We start from the raw sequence: 16,155 nt of genomic DNA, 5'->3' as shown, positions 1-16,155 counted from the left end.
CTTATAGCTTTATAGCTATAAGTGTTTTTTTCTATGCATTAGCCTTATTGATATTTTCTTCAGGAATAGAAATTTCTTTCATCGATTTCTTAAATTGTATTATAAATAATATAGCAGTAGTTGTAACTGCTAACATATCAGCTACTGGTTCAGCTGTAAATACCGCAGTTGTTTTATTTTCCATAAAAATCGGCATTATATAAATTAGAGGTATTAATAATATTACTTTTCTAAGTAATGCTAAAAATAATGATGTTTTAGCATTTCCTAATGCAATAAATGTTTGTTGACATGCAATTTGTACACCAAAAATACAAGATACAGCCATATAAATTCTAAGTGCTGGAATAGTAAACTCTATAAGCTCTGGATCATTATTGAATATTAATACAAAAGCTTTTGGTACAAACATTGCTCCAGCCCATAATATAGTTGAATATACGACACATGCAATAAGCAGTAATTTAAATGCTTTTTTTACTCTCTCTGCATTTTTAGCACCATAATTATAACTTATGATTGGTTGTCCACCTTGAGTTAAACCTGTAAGTGGTAACATAGAAAATTGCATTACACTTGTAAGTATTGTCATTGCTCCAACTGCTATATCTCCACCATACTTTAAAAGTGATGAGTTAAAGCAAACGGCAATTAGGCTTTCAGTAGCTTGCATAATAAATGGAGCTAATCCAAGTGCTATTGATGGAAGTATAATATTTTTTGATAAACGTAAGTTTTTCTTTCTAATCTTTAATGTAGTTTTCTTACCAGTTAAAAATACAAGTATCCATATCATAGATAATGATTGAGAAATTATAGTAGCTAATGCAGCACCAGACACACCCATATTAAATCCAAAAATAAAAATTGGATCAAGAATAATATTACTTATTGCTCCAATTAAAACAGTAAACATACTTATTTTAGCAAAGCCTTGAGCACTTATAAATGCATTAAGTCCTAATGTTAATTGAACAAATATTGTTCCTAAACTATATATTTTCATATAACTTATTGCATAACTTATTGTATTTTCACTAGCTCCAAATATTAAAAGCATATCTTTTGCAAAAAATTGAAATATAATAGTTAGGATAATGGAAACTATTATAAGTAAAGTAAATGAATTTCCAAGAGTTTTTTCAGCGTTATCAACATCTCCTTTTCCAAGAAAAATAGATGCTCTTGGTGCTCCTCCCATACTAACTAATGCAGCAAAGGCAGATATAATCATAATTAAAGGTAAACATACTCCAACACCAGTAAGAGCTAATTTACCAACTTCAGCAATATGACCAATATACATACGATCCACTAAATTATAAAGCAAATTAATAATTTGTGCGGCAATTGCAGGAAGTGCTAATTTAAATAATAATTTACCGACGCTACATGTTCCTAATTCTTCTGTTTGATTTTGTTGCATAATCTCATTCTCCTTTGAAAAATAATAAATAAAATTGACAATAGATTGTATTAACTATAAAATAGTTTACATAGAAACTGTTTAGATGTCAACTATTTGGAGGGTATAATGAAAACTAATTTTGATATAACAAAAATACTATATTCTATAAAACATATAAATGATTTATATTATAATTTATCTACAAAAGCGGCTGATGAATGTGGAATAACAAAACCAGAAGCTGATATTTTAGCCTTTTTATATAATAATCCTGCTTGCGATACTGCAAAGGATATTGCAAAATTAAAAGGCTTTTCTAAAGCATATGTATCAAAAGCTGTTGAACCATTATTGGATAAAGAGCTAATAAAAATATATATAGATAAAAATGATAGACGATGTCAACATTTGAAGTTAACAGAAAAATCAAAACCTTTAGTAATTAAGTTACAAAAAATGCAGATTGAATTTATTAATAAAATTACTGATGGTATACCTAAAGAGGATATTGAAAAATATTTAGAAGTTATGGTTGGTTTTGCAAATAATGCTTTAAAGTAATAAAATAAAAAAGTGACTGTATTAAATAAATACAATCACTTTTTTATTTTACTCTTTCAATTCACTTGTTATAAATGGTGCAACTTCTTCAGGTTTAATATCTAAAATTAATGCTAATTCTTGATGTAAAATTTTTTCTGCTTCTTGCATTAGCTTTTCATCACCAATCATTAGCTTTTTACCTTCCTTGGCTTTTTCTTGTTTTTTTAAGTATAATGTTTTAATTAATTTAACAAGATCATGCCTATTTCCACCTTTTATTATTTCACTGTACTTCTCTTTTCTATCAGAAATATCTTCTATCCAAATAGTATCCTGTTTTGGAATTTCATTAATCAATTCTTTAACTTCATCTAAGTTCATAATTTTTCTAATATTTATAGCAGTATTATCAATAGGTGAATAGATAGTTTCTTTCTCCCCATAAACAGGTTTTATTATATAGTATTTTCTTGTAGGATTATTTCCAAATTTCATTTCTTTTATAGATTCAATTTTGCATATACCTGTATTACCATAAATAATATAATCATTAGTAGAAAACATAAAATACCTCCTTAAAATAAAAACGCATAGTTACTGACAACTGGACTTACGTTCCTAATCAATAAACTACGCGTTGTGTTAATCTTTAAATAATTAAATTCAATTAAAATATTTTCTATAATTATATTATACAAAATTTTCTAAAGAAAAGTCAAAATTAATTTAATTATCATTTTTTAAAATTGAAACAAATCTCAATAAATCAACTAATAAATTTAAGAAGCTAATAAAAATTGAAAATGCAAAATTAACTATTTCAGTTTCTGAAAGTAGTCCATATTTACAGCTATTTTGAACTGACTTCATAATTATTAAAGCATAAATAGAATAAATTGAAATTCCAATAGCAGAAATTATTAAATCAAATGTACCAAACTTAAAGAAAAATATATTTATAAACTCTAAAACTAATAATACTAAAATTCCTACAGTCACAATTGGACCTAATTTGAAGATATTTTCATCCTTTTGATTTGCGGCTATTATATATGATAATCCAAATATTAAAACTACGCCAATAATTACAGAAATAAAGAGTGTTGCTCCTAAATTATAAAAATAATAAATATAAGTTGATCCAGTTAGTATTCCTAGAATAAATGCATATATGTTCATACTTACTTTATTTCTAACAAATCCCCCTCTTCTTGTAAAAGCAGAAATAAGTACTAATATAAAAAATGCTATATTTAAATAATATCTTAACGTTAGTGGAATGAAATTAATACCAATGAATGACCCTATTCCTAAAAATACCAAAGCTATAAAAAAGTTTTTAATATTTCTAAGTAATTACGCTTTACCATGCTTTCCATTAATAATGCCTCCTAAAATATAATATACTTTTAATTATAACCATAAATTTTTACATAACATCATATAAAATGTTAACTTTTCATCAATTTTAACTTAAGATAAAACTCTGTTTATACTATAAGAAAATCTTTTAAAGCTCCTTAAATAATAAATTCAGAAGTTTTTTATTAATATAATCACTTGTTTTAATATCCTTAACTTTAATAAAATCACTTTCACCGCAAATATCTAAACCAATTACTATTTGATTTTTAATAATAATACTAATAATATTCATTAGGTTATCTAAGTCCATACTTCCTTGTTCCCATGATGTATTTATAATGCTTTTGTTTAATACATCTTTATCGATTGAAATATAAACTGGATATTTTTTGCCAATAATATTTAAAATATCTAATTCAGTCATATTTAATAAATCATAATCACATATACAAAATATTTTATTTAAATATTCACTTGGAATCATCTCTTTTTGTTCTTTACTTAAACCAACTAATACTACTTTTTTTAAGTAATTGTTATAATCTAAAGTATTCATTATCCAAGATCCACATGATAAAATATCTCCAAACATTGGTTTTAGCATATCACAATGATGATCAAAAACCACAAGCACAAATTCTTTTTTTATCTTGCTTGTCCATAAAGTAGTAATATAATGATAGCTCCCTGAATCTATAAAATGAATTCCTTCTGGACTAATATTATTTATCTTTTCTTTTAAAGTATTAAAAGCTACTTTATCACAATATCCAGTTGTACCATTAATTTTTGTACAATCAATCCATTGATACTCTTTATTTTTAAAAAAACTTTCATGTTCATATATACGAGAAAAGTTCATTATTACAAGGTCTTTCATAAGCTCACCTCTAAAACATAAAAATATAAAATTTATAATTGTTTAACATAATAATGATTTACTCCTTCAACTATAATATCTTTATTTTGATTGATTTCCTCTTCTGTTAAATCTTCAATACTTCCATGAGGTTTACAATCATTATCATGATTATAAATATGTTTATGAGCACCCATTGGATGAAATTTAGGTTTATTATGATTAGAAGTATCTATATCTTTTAATACTTTACCATTTTCTCCATATATTCTTCTTTGTTTTACTTTATTATCGGCAACCAAATCAATTATACTGTTGGGCTCACCTTCAAATGGCAATTTTCTAGTGCTATTATCAATTTTAATTACAAATCTTTTCTTTATCATACCTTAATATAAAAAATCCTTTCATTCATAATCTCTAAAATAATAGTAATTTAAATATTTTATATTCTATTTTTACTAGTAGTTTTATTGTATTATTCCATATAATAATTATCTTTTTAGAAGGATTAAAAGGATTGTCAACCTTTAAAAATATTTTGATTGACAAAATATTTTACAATCAATATACTATCTTTAAGGAGGTAATTTATGTTATTAAAAAATAGTGTTTTAAAAGTTTTAGAAGAGAACAAAGGAAAAACTATTTCAGGTGCTTATATAGCAAACACTCTTAATTTATCAAGAACTTCAATTTGGAAAGCTATCAATGCACTTAGAAATGAGGGATATGTTATTAATGCCGTTACAAATAAAGGATATTCATTAGCAACTGATACTGATATTATTTCTAAAGAAGGTATAGCTCTATATTTAAATAAAGAATTATCAGATATAGAAATATATAGCCATAAAACAATAACTTCTACTAATGAATTAGCTAAAAATCTTGCATTGACTGGTGCAAAACATGGAACTACTATAATTTCAGAAGAACAAACTTCAGGTAAAGGTAGATTAGGAAGAAGCTTCTACTCTCCTGCTAATACTGGTATTTATATGAGTATGATTTTACGACCTAACTTAACTGCAATGGATTCTGTATTAATTACAACTTCTTCATGTGTTGCTATATGTAACGCAATTTATAAAGTTACTAATGTACAAAGTCAAATTAAATGGATAATGATATTTTTATAGATAATAAAAAGGTTGGAGGTATATTAACAGAAGCTTCAACTAACTTTGAAAGTGGAACTATTGATTATTTAATTTTAGGAATAGGAATTAATTTTGATATTCCTAAAAATAATTTTCCAAAAGAACTTCAAGAAATTGCTGGATCAATTTTCAAAGGAAATAGCAATGGTGTTACTAGAAATATGCTTTGTGCTGAAATAATAAACAATATTTTAACTATGATTCCTAAAATAAAAAGCTATGATTTTATAACTGAGTATAAAAAGAGAAGTATTACTTTAAATAAGAATATTCAATATACTTCAGCTGGAATATCTTTAAATGGAAAAGCTATTGATATAAACAATGATGGTTCTTTAATTGTAGAACATGATGATGGATCTATTAAAATTTTAAATTCTGGTGAAGTAACTATTAGGGGGATAAATTAATATGAATAAATTAAATACAAAATCACTTATATTATGTTCACTTTTTGCTGCGTTAATTGCAGTTGGTGCTTTTATTAAAATTCCAATTCCTGTAGTTCCTTTTACACTACAAGTTCTATTTACTACATTAGCAGGATTATTACTTGGTCCAAGACTTGGTGCTATTTCCGTTGGAATATATATACTTATAGGTTTAGTTGGTCTTCCAGTTTTTACTCAAGGTGGTGGCCCAAGCTATATTTTTCAACCAACCTTTGGTTATCTTATAGGATTTTTAATTGGAACATATATTACTGGGTATATTGCACATAGAAAGAAAAATTCTTCATTAAAAACTTTATTAATAGCAAGTTTTATTGGTCTTACAATAGTTTATCTTATAGGAATGACATATTACTATGTTATAGCTAATTATTATTTAAATTCACCTATTACAGTAAGTGCAGTAGTATTCTATTGTTGTCTTGTATTTATTCCAGGAGATGCTGCATCATGTATTGTAAGTTCAATTATAGCTAAAAGAATAATATCAATAACAAAAGGACATACGTTTACTAGTGAGTTTAATTAATAAGATACAGACCATTAAATGTTTATGTGTTATAATTAAAACTAATTAATTATATATTGAAAGGAAACAAATGATGGAAAAATATATTTCAAATATACAAACACCTAAAATAAGCATTGCTCCAATGGTAGATAAATCACATAGACATTTTAGATATTTTTGTAGGCTTATGAATAAAGGTGCTCTCCTTTATACAGAAATGGTTACAGCTCAAGCAATAATTAATGGGGATTTAGATAGAATTCTTTACTTTAGAGAAGAAGAAGGTCCTGTTGCTCTACAAATAGCAGCGTCTAGTTCTGAAGATGCATATAAAGCTGTTAAACTTGCTGAAAGTTATAATTATTCTGAAATAAATTTAAACTGTGGCTGTCCATCAGATAGAGTATCAGGAAATTTAATGGGTGCAGCATTAATGGCAGATAAAAACTTAGTTTATGAAATTCTTTCAGCTATGAAGGAAGCAACTAATAAGCCAGTAACTATAAAACATAGAATAGGTATTGATGGAACTGATGTAATTGAAGGTAAAAATAATAAAATTATAATGGAAGGTTACGAAGATTTATTAGAGTTTTTAGATACTGTTTCTAAAGCAAGACCAGATAGATACACAGTCCATGCTCGTTCTGCAATTTTAAAAGGTTTAAGTCCAAAAGATAATAGGGAAATTCCTCCACTTGATTATGATATGGTTTATAGATTAAAAAAAGATTTTGAGTATTTAAATATAGAAATTAATGGTGGATTTAAAACACTAGAATCAATTAGTGATGCTCTTACTAAAGTTGATGGAGTCATGATAGGTAGAGCTTCTTATGAAGATTGTTATCTTTTAGCTAATTTAAATAGGATTAATGATAAAAATGCTAAAATTATTTCAAGAGGTGAAATAATAAAATCATATATTCCTTATGTTAAAGAAGAACTTGAAAAAGGAAGTAATGTTCATTCCTTAGCTGCTCCACTTCAAAGTTTATTTCAAGGGCAAAAAGGAAGTAGAAAATTTAAACAACTTTTATCATCCTCTAATGTAAAGAAAGAAACTTTAGTGGAAATATTGAATGAAACGCTTATTGTTATGCCTCAAGACATTCTTTAAATAAAATATAAAGGATGAGCTTAATAGCCATCCTTTATATGAAAAATTCACTTAATCCTTCTTCGCTAATTATATTATAATTATAAACATAACTGCTTACCTTACTTAACTCTCTCCTATGTACAGGTTCTTTAGTTTATAATATATTTAAAACTAATAAAAAGTTACTACTAAAATATCAAACAAAAATACTTTTACTTAAAGTATAAACTTCTCAATTCCTACAGCTACACCATCATTAAATACTGTATCAGTAATTTCTTTAGCATATTTTTTAACTTCATCAGAAGCATTTCCCATAGCTATACCACAACCAACTGTTGAAAGCATTTCTATGTCATTTTTTCCATCACCAAAAGCATAACTATTTTTTATATCAATATCCAAATGTTCTAAAACCTTTAATATTGCAGTTGCTTTAGTATTTTTCTTTGAGTAAAGTTCAAATGATTTTGCATCTATACTACTAACGTAATCATAATCTTCATTTCTCTTTACTATTTCAAGGCATGTGTTTGCAACTTCTTCATTAGGACATAACATTTCTATTTTATAAGCATTTATATCTTCAAATACATAATCTCTTATAAATAAGTTTGTAGAAACATTTACACTTTCAAAGAAATTATAAAACTCTTTAAATTCTTCCTTTAGATAAGAATACTTCTTATCTTGTAAAATATATTGAATATTTAGCTCTTCAAACTCTTCTACTAAGTCATTTAGAAAACCTTTATCAATATATTCACTATGAATAATTTCATTATTTAACATTACTTGAGCGCCATTTGCTAGTATAAATCCATCAAAACCAAAATCTAATATAGCTTGGCTTAAAAATGCATAAGGTCTTCCTGTTGCAATAAAAACATAATGACCTTTTTTTTGCAATGAGTAAATTGCATTTTTAACTTTTTCAGACATATCAACTATTCCACCGAAGCACTCAATTAATGTTCCATCAATATCAAAAAATATAGCTTTTTTCATGAAATCCCTCCATTCCTTTTCATTCCTATTTTATCCCACTTACTACCTGCTGTCAATTGACTATATTATAATTTTATAATAGAATGAGAATAAATAGGAATTAATTGCTACATTTATACAAAGAATAAAAGAATAAAATAATATAATATAACATATATAAAGGAGTTTTAAAATGTTTACTGAAGAACGTCATAAATATATTTTAGATTTACTTAATGAAAATGGTAAAATACTTGTTAAAGATTTAAGTAAAGAATTTAATGTAAGTGAAAGTATGATAAGAAAAGACTTAAAGGTTTTAGAAAGGAAAAACTTATTACGTAGAACTTATGGTGGAGCTATAAGTATAAATGATAGTGGTATTAAAATAAAAAGTTTTAGTAATCGTATAATTGAAAATATTGATTTAAAAGAAACAGTTGCTAAAAAAGCATTTGAGCAATTATCTGATAATGACACTATTTTTTTAGATTCATCAACAACTTCTTTCATGATTGCTAAATTAATAGTTCAAAATAATATGAATTTAAATGTAATAACAAATATGTTTGAAATTTCTTCATTAATTACTACAGAATTAGCAACAAAGTTTATATTTATTGGTGGAGATTATGATCCATATGTTGGTGGGACTATAGGATCTCATGCTATTGAGCAAATAAAAAACTATAGATGTAATAAAGCATTTATAGGATGTACTGGAGTAGATCTTAGAGATGGTACTATAAGTACTGCTAAATCAGAAGATGCTGCTACCAAAAAAGCTATAACTAATATATCTGATAAGTTGTTTTTAGTTATGCTTAATGAAAAATTTGAAAGAAATGGTGCTTTTAAATTTTCTAATTTACTAGATTTCTATGGAATAATTACAGATAAATTACCTGATGAGTCTATTATTTCTTCACTTAAAGAATATTATATAAATATTATTTAAATATAGTTATTAAAATAATATTTATAGTAGTGATTATTTAAGATATAAAAATTACCTAATATTAAGTGTAATTCTTATATCTTAAATTAAATAACTTTATTTAAATATAAGTTTGAATAGTATTATTTTTGTTATTTGTTTGTAGGTTCAACTTCATTACTAGAATCTTTTACTTTAGATATTTCTTTTAAAATTTCATCTCTTAACTTTCTAATTTCTTCTGGTGTATCTATATTTTCATTTACTTCTTCTGTTGATAGTTTTTCACTTAATAAAAGCATTAACATAGATTCAAAAGCATTTACCCCTAAACCTTCTTTATCGCTATTAGCATTAACTAAAGTCTTAGGCACTATATCAATTTTACCTTCTTTAACTGCATTTGCAAAAGATGACATAACATCACTTATAACTTTATATTGTGGTCCACCATAAGCATTAACTTGTTCCTTTGCAGCAATAGCTTTTGAAATACCAACTCTAGCTTCTTTATCCGCCTCAGCTTCTGCTGTAATTTTAATTTTAAAAGCTTCAGCTTCAGATTCTTTTTTTACTTTATAAGCATCAGCTTCAGATAGTTTTTGAATTTTTTCTGCATCTTGTCTAGCTTTCATAAGTTCTGCTTTACCTTGATTCTCTTGAATTTTTATATTAATATCTGATTCAGTTAAAGTAGTTTGTTGTTTTGCAACAGCTTCTGCTTCTCTTAATTCTTTTTCCTTTTCAGCAGCTTTTTGTTGTGTTTCATAAGTTTGAAGCTTTTCTCTTGCAATTTGTCTACTTCTTAATTGAGTTAAGATAGTTTCTATTTCATTACCTGATTTTGGGCTTGCTGGAGTACCTATTAATACTTCTTCAAGTTCTAAATTATAATGTTCAAATTTTTCTTTCATTTCTAATGAACTTTGAGCTTGAATTTCATTTCTTTCTTGAATTAATTGTATTAAAGTCTTAGTTTGTCCAACATTTTTAAAGTATGCTGATATCATAGGATCCAAAGTTTGATCAACAAGCATTTTAATATCACCAAATCTTTGAATAACAAGTGGTGCCTTTCTATAATCTATATGGAATACTACAGATAAAGGTAAATTAGGTTCAAAAGCATCTTTTGTAATTAAGCTTACTTCTTTAAGATTTTCATCATATTTATGATTTCCAATTTGATTAGAAATCCATTTTAATATTACATTGGTAGTTGGAACCTTAATAATATTACCAGCATAAGTATTAAAAGCATATTTTCCTGGCATTAAAGGTTCATTCCAAACACCTCTATAACCTTTTTTTACAAGCTCTCCATGTTTGTAATCGACTCCTGAAAAATCCTCTCCTTTAGAACCTGTATATGAAACAACAACTCCAACAAAACCTACTGGAATTATTACTTTAGGTATATATTCAATAGTTGCAAATAATCTATTTATAAAATAAGTACCATCTGCTAATACTTGATATTGCCTTCCTCTAAATCCGCCTGCCCTTAAAAATGCATCAATATCTTGAAAGTTATTATGATAATTAGGATCTTGTGCATCATCAGCAACTGTAGGAGAAATTATATTTTCTCCTCCTAAGGATGGTCCATCATGCACAGTAACTATTCCAACTAAGTCCTCATTACCTTTAATAATAACTGGCTCAAAACCTTTTCTTTCATGAATAAGCTTTGCCATTGCTTTTAATGTTTCTTGCTCTGCTTTAGTACCAGTTTTTAAACAATAAGTAACTGTATCTGTAATAATTACAAACTGTGCTAGATTAAAAGCATAAGTACCTTCCCGTATAATTCCCCTTTGAGGTCCTTTTTGACCACCATTATTTAAAAATCCTCTAACATCTTGAAAGTTATTACTTTCTTGAACAACTTTACCTAAGGTTTGTGTTGGGTTAAGTGGCTTACCATCTCTAGCAAATACATAGGCTATTTTACCTTGTGGTATAGTAACTAATGGCACAACATGTATTTTATAAATTAATGGGGTTCTAAAATGCATACCACCTCTTAATAATTCAGGTTGATAGCCTGCTTCTCCATTTAAAGCAATAATTTGCTCATTTAATGATCCTTTAGTACTCCACCATTTTTCTACTATACCAACCTTATCATTGTCTATAATTCTTAAACCTATTAACCAAAATAAGAATAATAGACCAATAATAACTGCCACTGCTATTATAGCAACTCTAATATATACCTCCATATTACCTCCAAATAGTATATTTTTATATTAAGTATATTATCCTAATATTAACTATATTCTTCATTATGTTCATATAATGGCTATTAGAATACAATTAATAAAAGGCTATTACTAAACTAATAAAATTAATTTAGTAATAGCCTATTAACTTATAAATTTCTACTTAAAATAGAATAAGTATATTTATCTAATAAAATTAGATCTTGAACATGATTAATTATTTAAAACATTCTAAACTTCTATCTAATATTCCAGTTAAAAATGCCAAAGTTATTCCATAATTAGTTATAGGTACACCTTTTTCTTTACAAAAATTCACTCTATTAACTACAGTCTTTCTATTTATCATACAAGCTCCACAGTGAATTATTAAATCATACTTACTAATATCTTCTGGAAAATCATGTCCTACTCTATACTCATAAGTCAATTGATGACCTACATATTTATTTAGTAATTTTGGTATTTTAACTCGGCCTATATCTTCATGTGACACATTATGGGTACAACTTTCAGAAATTAATATTTTCGAATCTTTAGTTAATTTATCAATACTTTTAGCACCATCAACAAAAGATTCTAAATCCCCTTTATGCCTTGCAAAAAGAATAGAGAAACCAGTAAGTTTAATATCCTTTGGAACTATTTCACTAACCTTTTTAAAAGCTTGAGAGTCTGTAACCACTAGGTCTATATCTTTTATATCTTCTAAAGCTGAAGCAAGCTCTGTATCTCTAACGGTATAACATTTTATTCCATTATCTAAACAATCTCTAATACATTGAACTTGTGGCAAAATTATTCTTCCTTTAGGTGCTTCTGAATCTATAGGAACTACTAATACAACTTTACCATTATAGGGAACTAAATCACCTATTATAGGTAATTCATCTTCATCTTCCTTTATTTTAGAGATAATTTCATTTTTTAATTTATCTATACCTTCTCTATTGTAAGTTGACACAAATAAAGCATCTTTACAATCACTCTCTATTAATCTTAAATTTTCCTTAGATATATTATCTATTTTATTTATAACTAACAAATAAGGAATATTATATTTTTTAAACTCAAGCTTCATTTTTTTAAACGCATTAAAATCTAAATCATTAGCATCCATTACATATAAAGCAAAATCAGCTCGTTTTAACATTTCCTTTGATTTTTTTACTCTTAATTCACCGAGTTCACTTTTATCATCAAGTCCTGCTGTATCTATAAATAAAACTGGTCCTAATGGAATAAGTTCCATTGCTTTAAGTACAGGATCTGTTGTAGTTCCAGCAATATCAGAAACTAAAGATACATTTTGACCTAAAATACTATTAACTAATGAGGATTTTCCTGCATTTGTTTTTCCGAAGACTGCTATATGTTTTCTATTAGAATTTGGCGTATTATTCATAATTGTTACCTCTAAATATATAAATCTCTTTGCCCTTCTTTTAATTTTACAATACCTTCAGTTATAAATTTTTTAATATTAGGATTATTAATTTTTTCAGCCTCTTTATAGATTATATTTTCAGCTTTTTTACAAGTATCCTCATCTCCATAATCTAAAACATATTCCATTAATGTCATTAAAGCATTTGGTTCACACATTGTTTGTATTTCTCCAGTTTTAGCAAGTCCCATAAATGTTTCTCCAGTTCTCCCTTTTCTATAGCATGCAGTACAATAACTGGGAATATATCCTTCATCTAATAACCAATTTAAAACTTCAATTGGAGTTCTTTCATCTGATGTTTTAAACTGTTCAACACTTTCTCCCTGCTCTCTTGATTTGTAACCTCCAACTCCTGTAGAAGAACCTGAGCTTACTTGAGTTACCCCAAACTTTAAAGCTTGTCTTCTAATATCTGCAGTTTCTCTTGTAGACATTATTATTCCTGTAAAAGGAACTGCAATTCTAATTATTGCAACAACCTTTTTAAACATCTCATCACTTAATAAATTAGGGAATTTTTCTAATGTTACCCCTTCTGCTGGTTTTAATCTTGGAACTGAAATAGTATGGAATCCTACACCAAATTCTTTTTCTAAATGCTCATTATGCATCATAAGAGCAAGCACTTCAAATTTTGGATCAGCAAGTCCAAAAAGGACTCCACCACCAACATCATCAATTTTAGCTTCCATTGCTCTATCAAAAGCAGTTAAGTGATATTCATAACTAGACTTTAAAGAGTTTGGATGCATTAATTCATAAGTTGGTTTATGATAAGTTTCTTGAAATAATATATAAGTTCCTATATTAGCAGCTTTAAGCTTTCTATAATTTTCAACTGTTGTAGCGGCAATATTAACATTAACCCTTCTAATCTCACCATCTTTTCCTTGAGTTTTATATATTGTATCTAAGCTTTCTAATACATAATCTATAGGTGCGTTAACTGGATCCTCTCCCAGTTCTAATGCTAATCTCTTGTGCCCCATTTTTTCTAGTATTTTAACTTCTTCTCTTATTTCATTCTGGGTTAACTTTCTTCTCTTAAAGCTATTACATTTTTTATAACCACAATAAACACAATTATTTACACAATAATCACTTATATAAAGTGGAGCAAATAAAACTACTCTTTTACCATAAATAGACTCTTTAATCTCTCCAGCAACTTTAAACATTTCATCTAATAATTCTTTATCATCTAACTGTAATAACGTAGCAATATCTTTATGAGAAATACCTCTTTTTTCTCTTGCTTTCTTTAATATATCAACTACTTCTTCTTTAGAGGAATTTTTACCTTCTTCTAATAATTTATATATCTCTTCATGATTAATAAACATATTCTTTCCTCCCATAAATTCATTTAAATAATATTAATATAAAAATTTAAATCTATCATAAAATCCGGTAACATTTAAAATTTAAAAGTTAAATTATCTACCTTACTTATATTTTTATATTTTTCTAATTCTTCAGTTCTATTATCATCTTTCAAAACTAAGCTATCACCTCTAGAAATCTCTAATGTAAAGCCTGCTTTATTAATTCTATTTTCAATACACATTCTACATTCAGCTGCTTCATCACCGGTACATATCTTACCATTATACAAAGAATACTTTTCTCTTACAGTTGTTGGAGAAAGATTTGGCATAACTACATTACCACCAGCTTTAAGACCTTTTTCTCTACCAAGTGGATCAATACTTCCTAAAGCTGTAGTTGAAGGTAGTAAAATCTTAGGGTTCATAAGTCTAATTAAAGACATCATGGTAGTAGTTTTTTCTACTGACCCTCCAATTTCCATTGATAATGGAGTATCTTTATGTGGGATAAAAGGCCCTATTCCACACATATGTGGTTTTAACTCTTTTATAAACATAAGATCTTCTACTAAATCCTCATTGCTTTGTTTTGGAAGACCAACCATAAAACCTGAACCAACTTGATAACCTATTTCTCGTAAATTATAAAGACATTGCCTTCTTTCTTCAAAACTAGCTTTTGGATGAAGGCTTTCATATAAATTTTTACTTGCAGTTTCATGACGTAATAAATATCTATCAGCTCCTGCTTCAAACATTATTTTATAAGATTCATAAGAACGTTCACCTAAAGATAATGTAATTGCATTATTAGGATGTCTTTTCTTAATAGCAGTAATTATCTCTACCATTCTTTCATCTGTAAAATAAGGATCTTCCCCTCCTTGAAGTACATAAGTTTTATATCCAAGATTATTACCAATATCAGCACAATCCAATATATCTTCTAAAGTTAATCGATATCTATCTGCTAACTTATTTGAAGCTCTTATTCCACAATATACGCAGTCTCTTTTGCAATAATTTGTAAATTCTATAAGCCCTCTAATATAAACCTTATCTCCATAATTCTTTAAACTTACTTCATGAGCTTTTGCAGTCAAATATTCCTTATCCTTTTTTGTTAAATGATTTAATAAAAATACTAATTCTTCTCTAGATGCAAAGCTTGTATTATACAGTTTGTCTATAATATATCTAACTGTCATATTTTTCTCCTTATAGTTCTTTTTTAGCAATTGCAGTTTTAACTAGTACTCCTGGAATATTCCCAAGTTTTCCTGTAAGTTTATTAATTTCATCAAGTTCACCAGTTACAGTAATACTTATAACTGAAATACCTTCTTCAAATGGAATACCCATTCTCCCACGTATACTTCCTCTAAATTCAGAAATAATTCCATTAAATTCTTCTTGATTTTTTTTAGGATTTTCTAAAATTGCACTTATTACAGCTATTCTCTTCATAAATCTCAACCTCTTTATCTTTCACTTAATTTTTTAAAATAAAAAACTAGCACTCATAATCTAAAATGAGAGCTAGTACTTTATAAAATTAGTATATATATAATATCATTACTTTATATTAATGAATTACATTTAAATATATATAATATAAAAATATATTTATAAAAACTAATATACTCTCTTTTAGATTAGACTATTATTAAATCTTTTCTATTAGATATCCTATTAAATTTAATAATGAAATTTAATTACAAAAACATTTATTAATGTGAATAAATAACTATTACTATTTAATAGTAATCCTTTATTCTTACACTGTCAATTATTGCATAAGAATATTTTTCAGTATATCAATCTT

General features: G+C 26.6%; 17 protein-coding genes. 6 read left to right on the top strand and 11 right to left on the bottom strand.

Annotated features, from left to right (window positions below; genetic code table 11):
* Positions 1 to 31: 31 nt before the first annotated feature.
* Entirely contained in the window at positions 32 to 1,426 is a 1,395-nt protein-coding gene (locus HMPREF0216_RS03720) for an MATE family efflux transporter (protein WP_005211314.1), read from the bottom strand.
* Positions 1,427 to 1,534: 108 nt separating this feature from the next.
* Here HMPREF0216_RS03720 and HMPREF0216_RS03715 point away from each other — a divergent pair, with 108 nt between their 5' ends.
* The gene (locus HMPREF0216_RS03715; RefSeq protein ID WP_005211313.1) at positions 1,535 to 1,969 is read left to right on the top strand and encodes a MarR family winged helix-turn-helix transcriptional regulator; all 435 of its coding nucleotides are present in this window, start codon (positions 1,535 to 1,537) and stop codon (positions 1,967 to 1,969) included.
* Between the two features lie 48 nt (positions 1,970 to 2,017).
* Here HMPREF0216_RS03715 and HMPREF0216_RS03710 read toward each other — a convergent pair whose 3' ends face one another.
* The 4 genes from HMPREF0216_RS03710 to HMPREF0216_RS03695 form a co-directional block, all read right to left on the bottom strand.
* A complete protein-coding gene (locus tag HMPREF0216_RS03710; protein WP_005211309.1) occupies positions 2,018 to 2,515 on the bottom strand; it encodes a CarD family transcriptional regulator in 498 nt (165 codons plus the stop codon).
* 162 nt (positions 2,516 to 2,677) lie between these two features.
* Positions 2,678 to 3,274, bottom strand: a complete 597-nt coding sequence (locus tag HMPREF0216_RS03705) for a Bax inhibitor-1 family protein (protein ID WP_005211308.1) — start codon at positions 3,272 to 3,274, stop codon at positions 2,678 to 2,680.
* Between the two features lie 187 nt (positions 3,275 to 3,461).
* A complete protein-coding gene (locus HMPREF0216_RS03700; RefSeq protein ID WP_005211305.1) occupies positions 3,462 to 4,196 on the bottom strand; it encodes an arginase family protein in 735 nt (244 codons plus the stop codon).
* Positions 4,197 to 4,228: 32 nt separating this feature from the next.
* The gene (locus HMPREF0216_RS03695; RefSeq protein ID WP_005211304.1) at positions 4,229 to 4,561 is read right to left on the bottom strand and encodes a hypothetical protein; all 333 of its coding nucleotides are present in this window, start codon (positions 4,559 to 4,561) and stop codon (positions 4,229 to 4,231) included.
* Between the two features lie 207 nt (positions 4,562 to 4,768).
* Here HMPREF0216_RS03695 and HMPREF0216_RS16680 point away from each other — a divergent pair, with 207 nt between their 5' ends.
* The 4 genes from HMPREF0216_RS16680 to dusA all read left to right on the top strand — a co-directional run bounded on the left by HMPREF0216_RS16680 (position 4,769) and on the right by dusA (position 7,421).
* Positions 4,769 to 5,317, top strand: coding sequence for a biotin operon repressor (locus tag HMPREF0216_RS16680; RefSeq protein ID WP_005211303.1), 549 nt, complete (start codon positions 4,769 to 4,771; stop codon positions 5,315 to 5,317).
* Positions 5,296 to 5,748 carry a biotin--[acetyl-CoA-carboxylase] ligase gene (locus HMPREF0216_RS16675; RefSeq protein WP_005211302.1) on the top strand — a complete coding sequence of 151 codons (453 nt, stop codon included), beginning with the start codon at positions 5,296 to 5,298 and terminating at the stop codon, positions 5,746 to 5,748. Before HMPREF0216_RS16680 ends, HMPREF0216_RS16675 begins: the two co-directional genes overlap by 22 nt.
* A 1-nt stretch (position 5,749) precedes the next feature.
* Positions 5,750 to 6,319: a biotin transporter BioY gene (locus tag HMPREF0216_RS03685; protein WP_005211301.1), complete on the top strand. Its 570-nt coding sequence runs from the start codon at positions 5,750 to 5,752 to the stop codon at positions 6,317 to 6,319.
* Between the two features lie 73 nt (positions 6,320 to 6,392).
* Positions 6,393 to 7,421, top strand: coding sequence for a tRNA dihydrouridine(20/20a) synthase DusA (dusA, locus tag HMPREF0216_RS03680; protein WP_040418759.1), 1,029 nt, complete (start codon positions 6,393 to 6,395; stop codon positions 7,419 to 7,421).
* Positions 7,422 to 7,619: 198 nt separating this feature from the next.
* On the opposite strand, the gene HMPREF0216_RS03675 is transcribed toward dusA, so the two are convergent.
* On the bottom strand, positions 7,620 to 8,411 hold the full coding sequence (locus HMPREF0216_RS03675) for a Cof-type HAD-IIB family hydrolase (protein WP_005211297.1): 792 nt from the start codon (positions 8,409 to 8,411) through the stop codon (positions 7,620 to 7,622).
* Positions 8,412 to 8,583: 172 nt separating this feature from the next.
* On the opposite strand from HMPREF0216_RS03675, the gene HMPREF0216_RS03670 reads away from it, so the two are divergent.
* On the top strand, positions 8,584 to 9,348 hold the full coding sequence (locus HMPREF0216_RS03670; RefSeq protein WP_005211295.1) for a DeoR/GlpR family DNA-binding transcription regulator: 765 nt from the start codon (positions 8,584 to 8,586) through the stop codon (positions 9,346 to 9,348).
* Between the two features lie 131 nt (positions 9,349 to 9,479).
* Here the strand turns inward: HMPREF0216_RS03670 and HMPREF0216_RS03665 are convergent, their stop codons facing one another.
* From HMPREF0216_RS03665 to HMPREF0216_RS03645, 5 genes are all read right to left on the bottom strand, one after another.
* Positions 9,480 to 11,552 carry an SPFH domain-containing protein gene (locus tag HMPREF0216_RS03665; protein WP_005211293.1) on the bottom strand — a complete coding sequence of 691 codons (2,073 nt, stop codon included), beginning with the start codon at positions 11,550 to 11,552 and terminating at the stop codon, positions 9,480 to 9,482.
* A 217-nt stretch (positions 11,553 to 11,769) separates the two neighbouring features.
* The gene (hydF, locus tag HMPREF0216_RS03660) at positions 11,770 to 12,957 is read right to left on the bottom strand and encodes a [FeFe] hydrogenase H-cluster maturation GTPase HydF (RefSeq protein WP_005211291.1); all 1,188 of its coding nucleotides are present in this window, start codon (positions 12,955 to 12,957) and stop codon (positions 11,770 to 11,772) included.
* A gap of 11 nt (positions 12,958 to 12,968) precedes the next feature.
* Complete coding sequence (gene hydG, locus HMPREF0216_RS03655; RefSeq protein ID WP_040418758.1) at positions 12,969 to 14,345, bottom strand: [FeFe] hydrogenase H-cluster radical SAM maturase HydG; 1,377 nt, start codon at positions 14,343 to 14,345, stop codon at positions 12,969 to 12,971.
* A gap of 74 nt (positions 14,346 to 14,419) precedes the next feature.
* Positions 14,420 to 15,538, bottom strand: coding sequence for a [FeFe] hydrogenase H-cluster radical SAM maturase HydE (gene hydE, locus HMPREF0216_RS03650; protein ID WP_040418756.1), 1,119 nt, complete (start codon positions 15,536 to 15,538; stop codon positions 14,420 to 14,422).
* A gap of 10 nt (positions 15,539 to 15,548) precedes the next feature.
* Complete coding sequence (locus tag HMPREF0216_RS03645) at positions 15,549 to 15,797, bottom strand: TM1266 family iron-only hydrogenase system putative regulator (protein ID WP_005211285.1); 249 nt, start codon at positions 15,795 to 15,797, stop codon at positions 15,549 to 15,551.
* Positions 15,798 to 16,155 lie beyond the last annotated feature (358 nt).

The organism is Clostridium celatum DSM 1785 (genome assembly GCF_000320405.1).
GTDB classification, from domain to species: domain Bacteria; phylum Bacillota; class Clostridia; order Clostridiales; family Clostridiaceae; genus Clostridium; species Clostridium celatum.
Note: the sequence above shows the minus strand (reverse complement) of the source record. Positions and strands in the feature narration are given on the sequence as shown.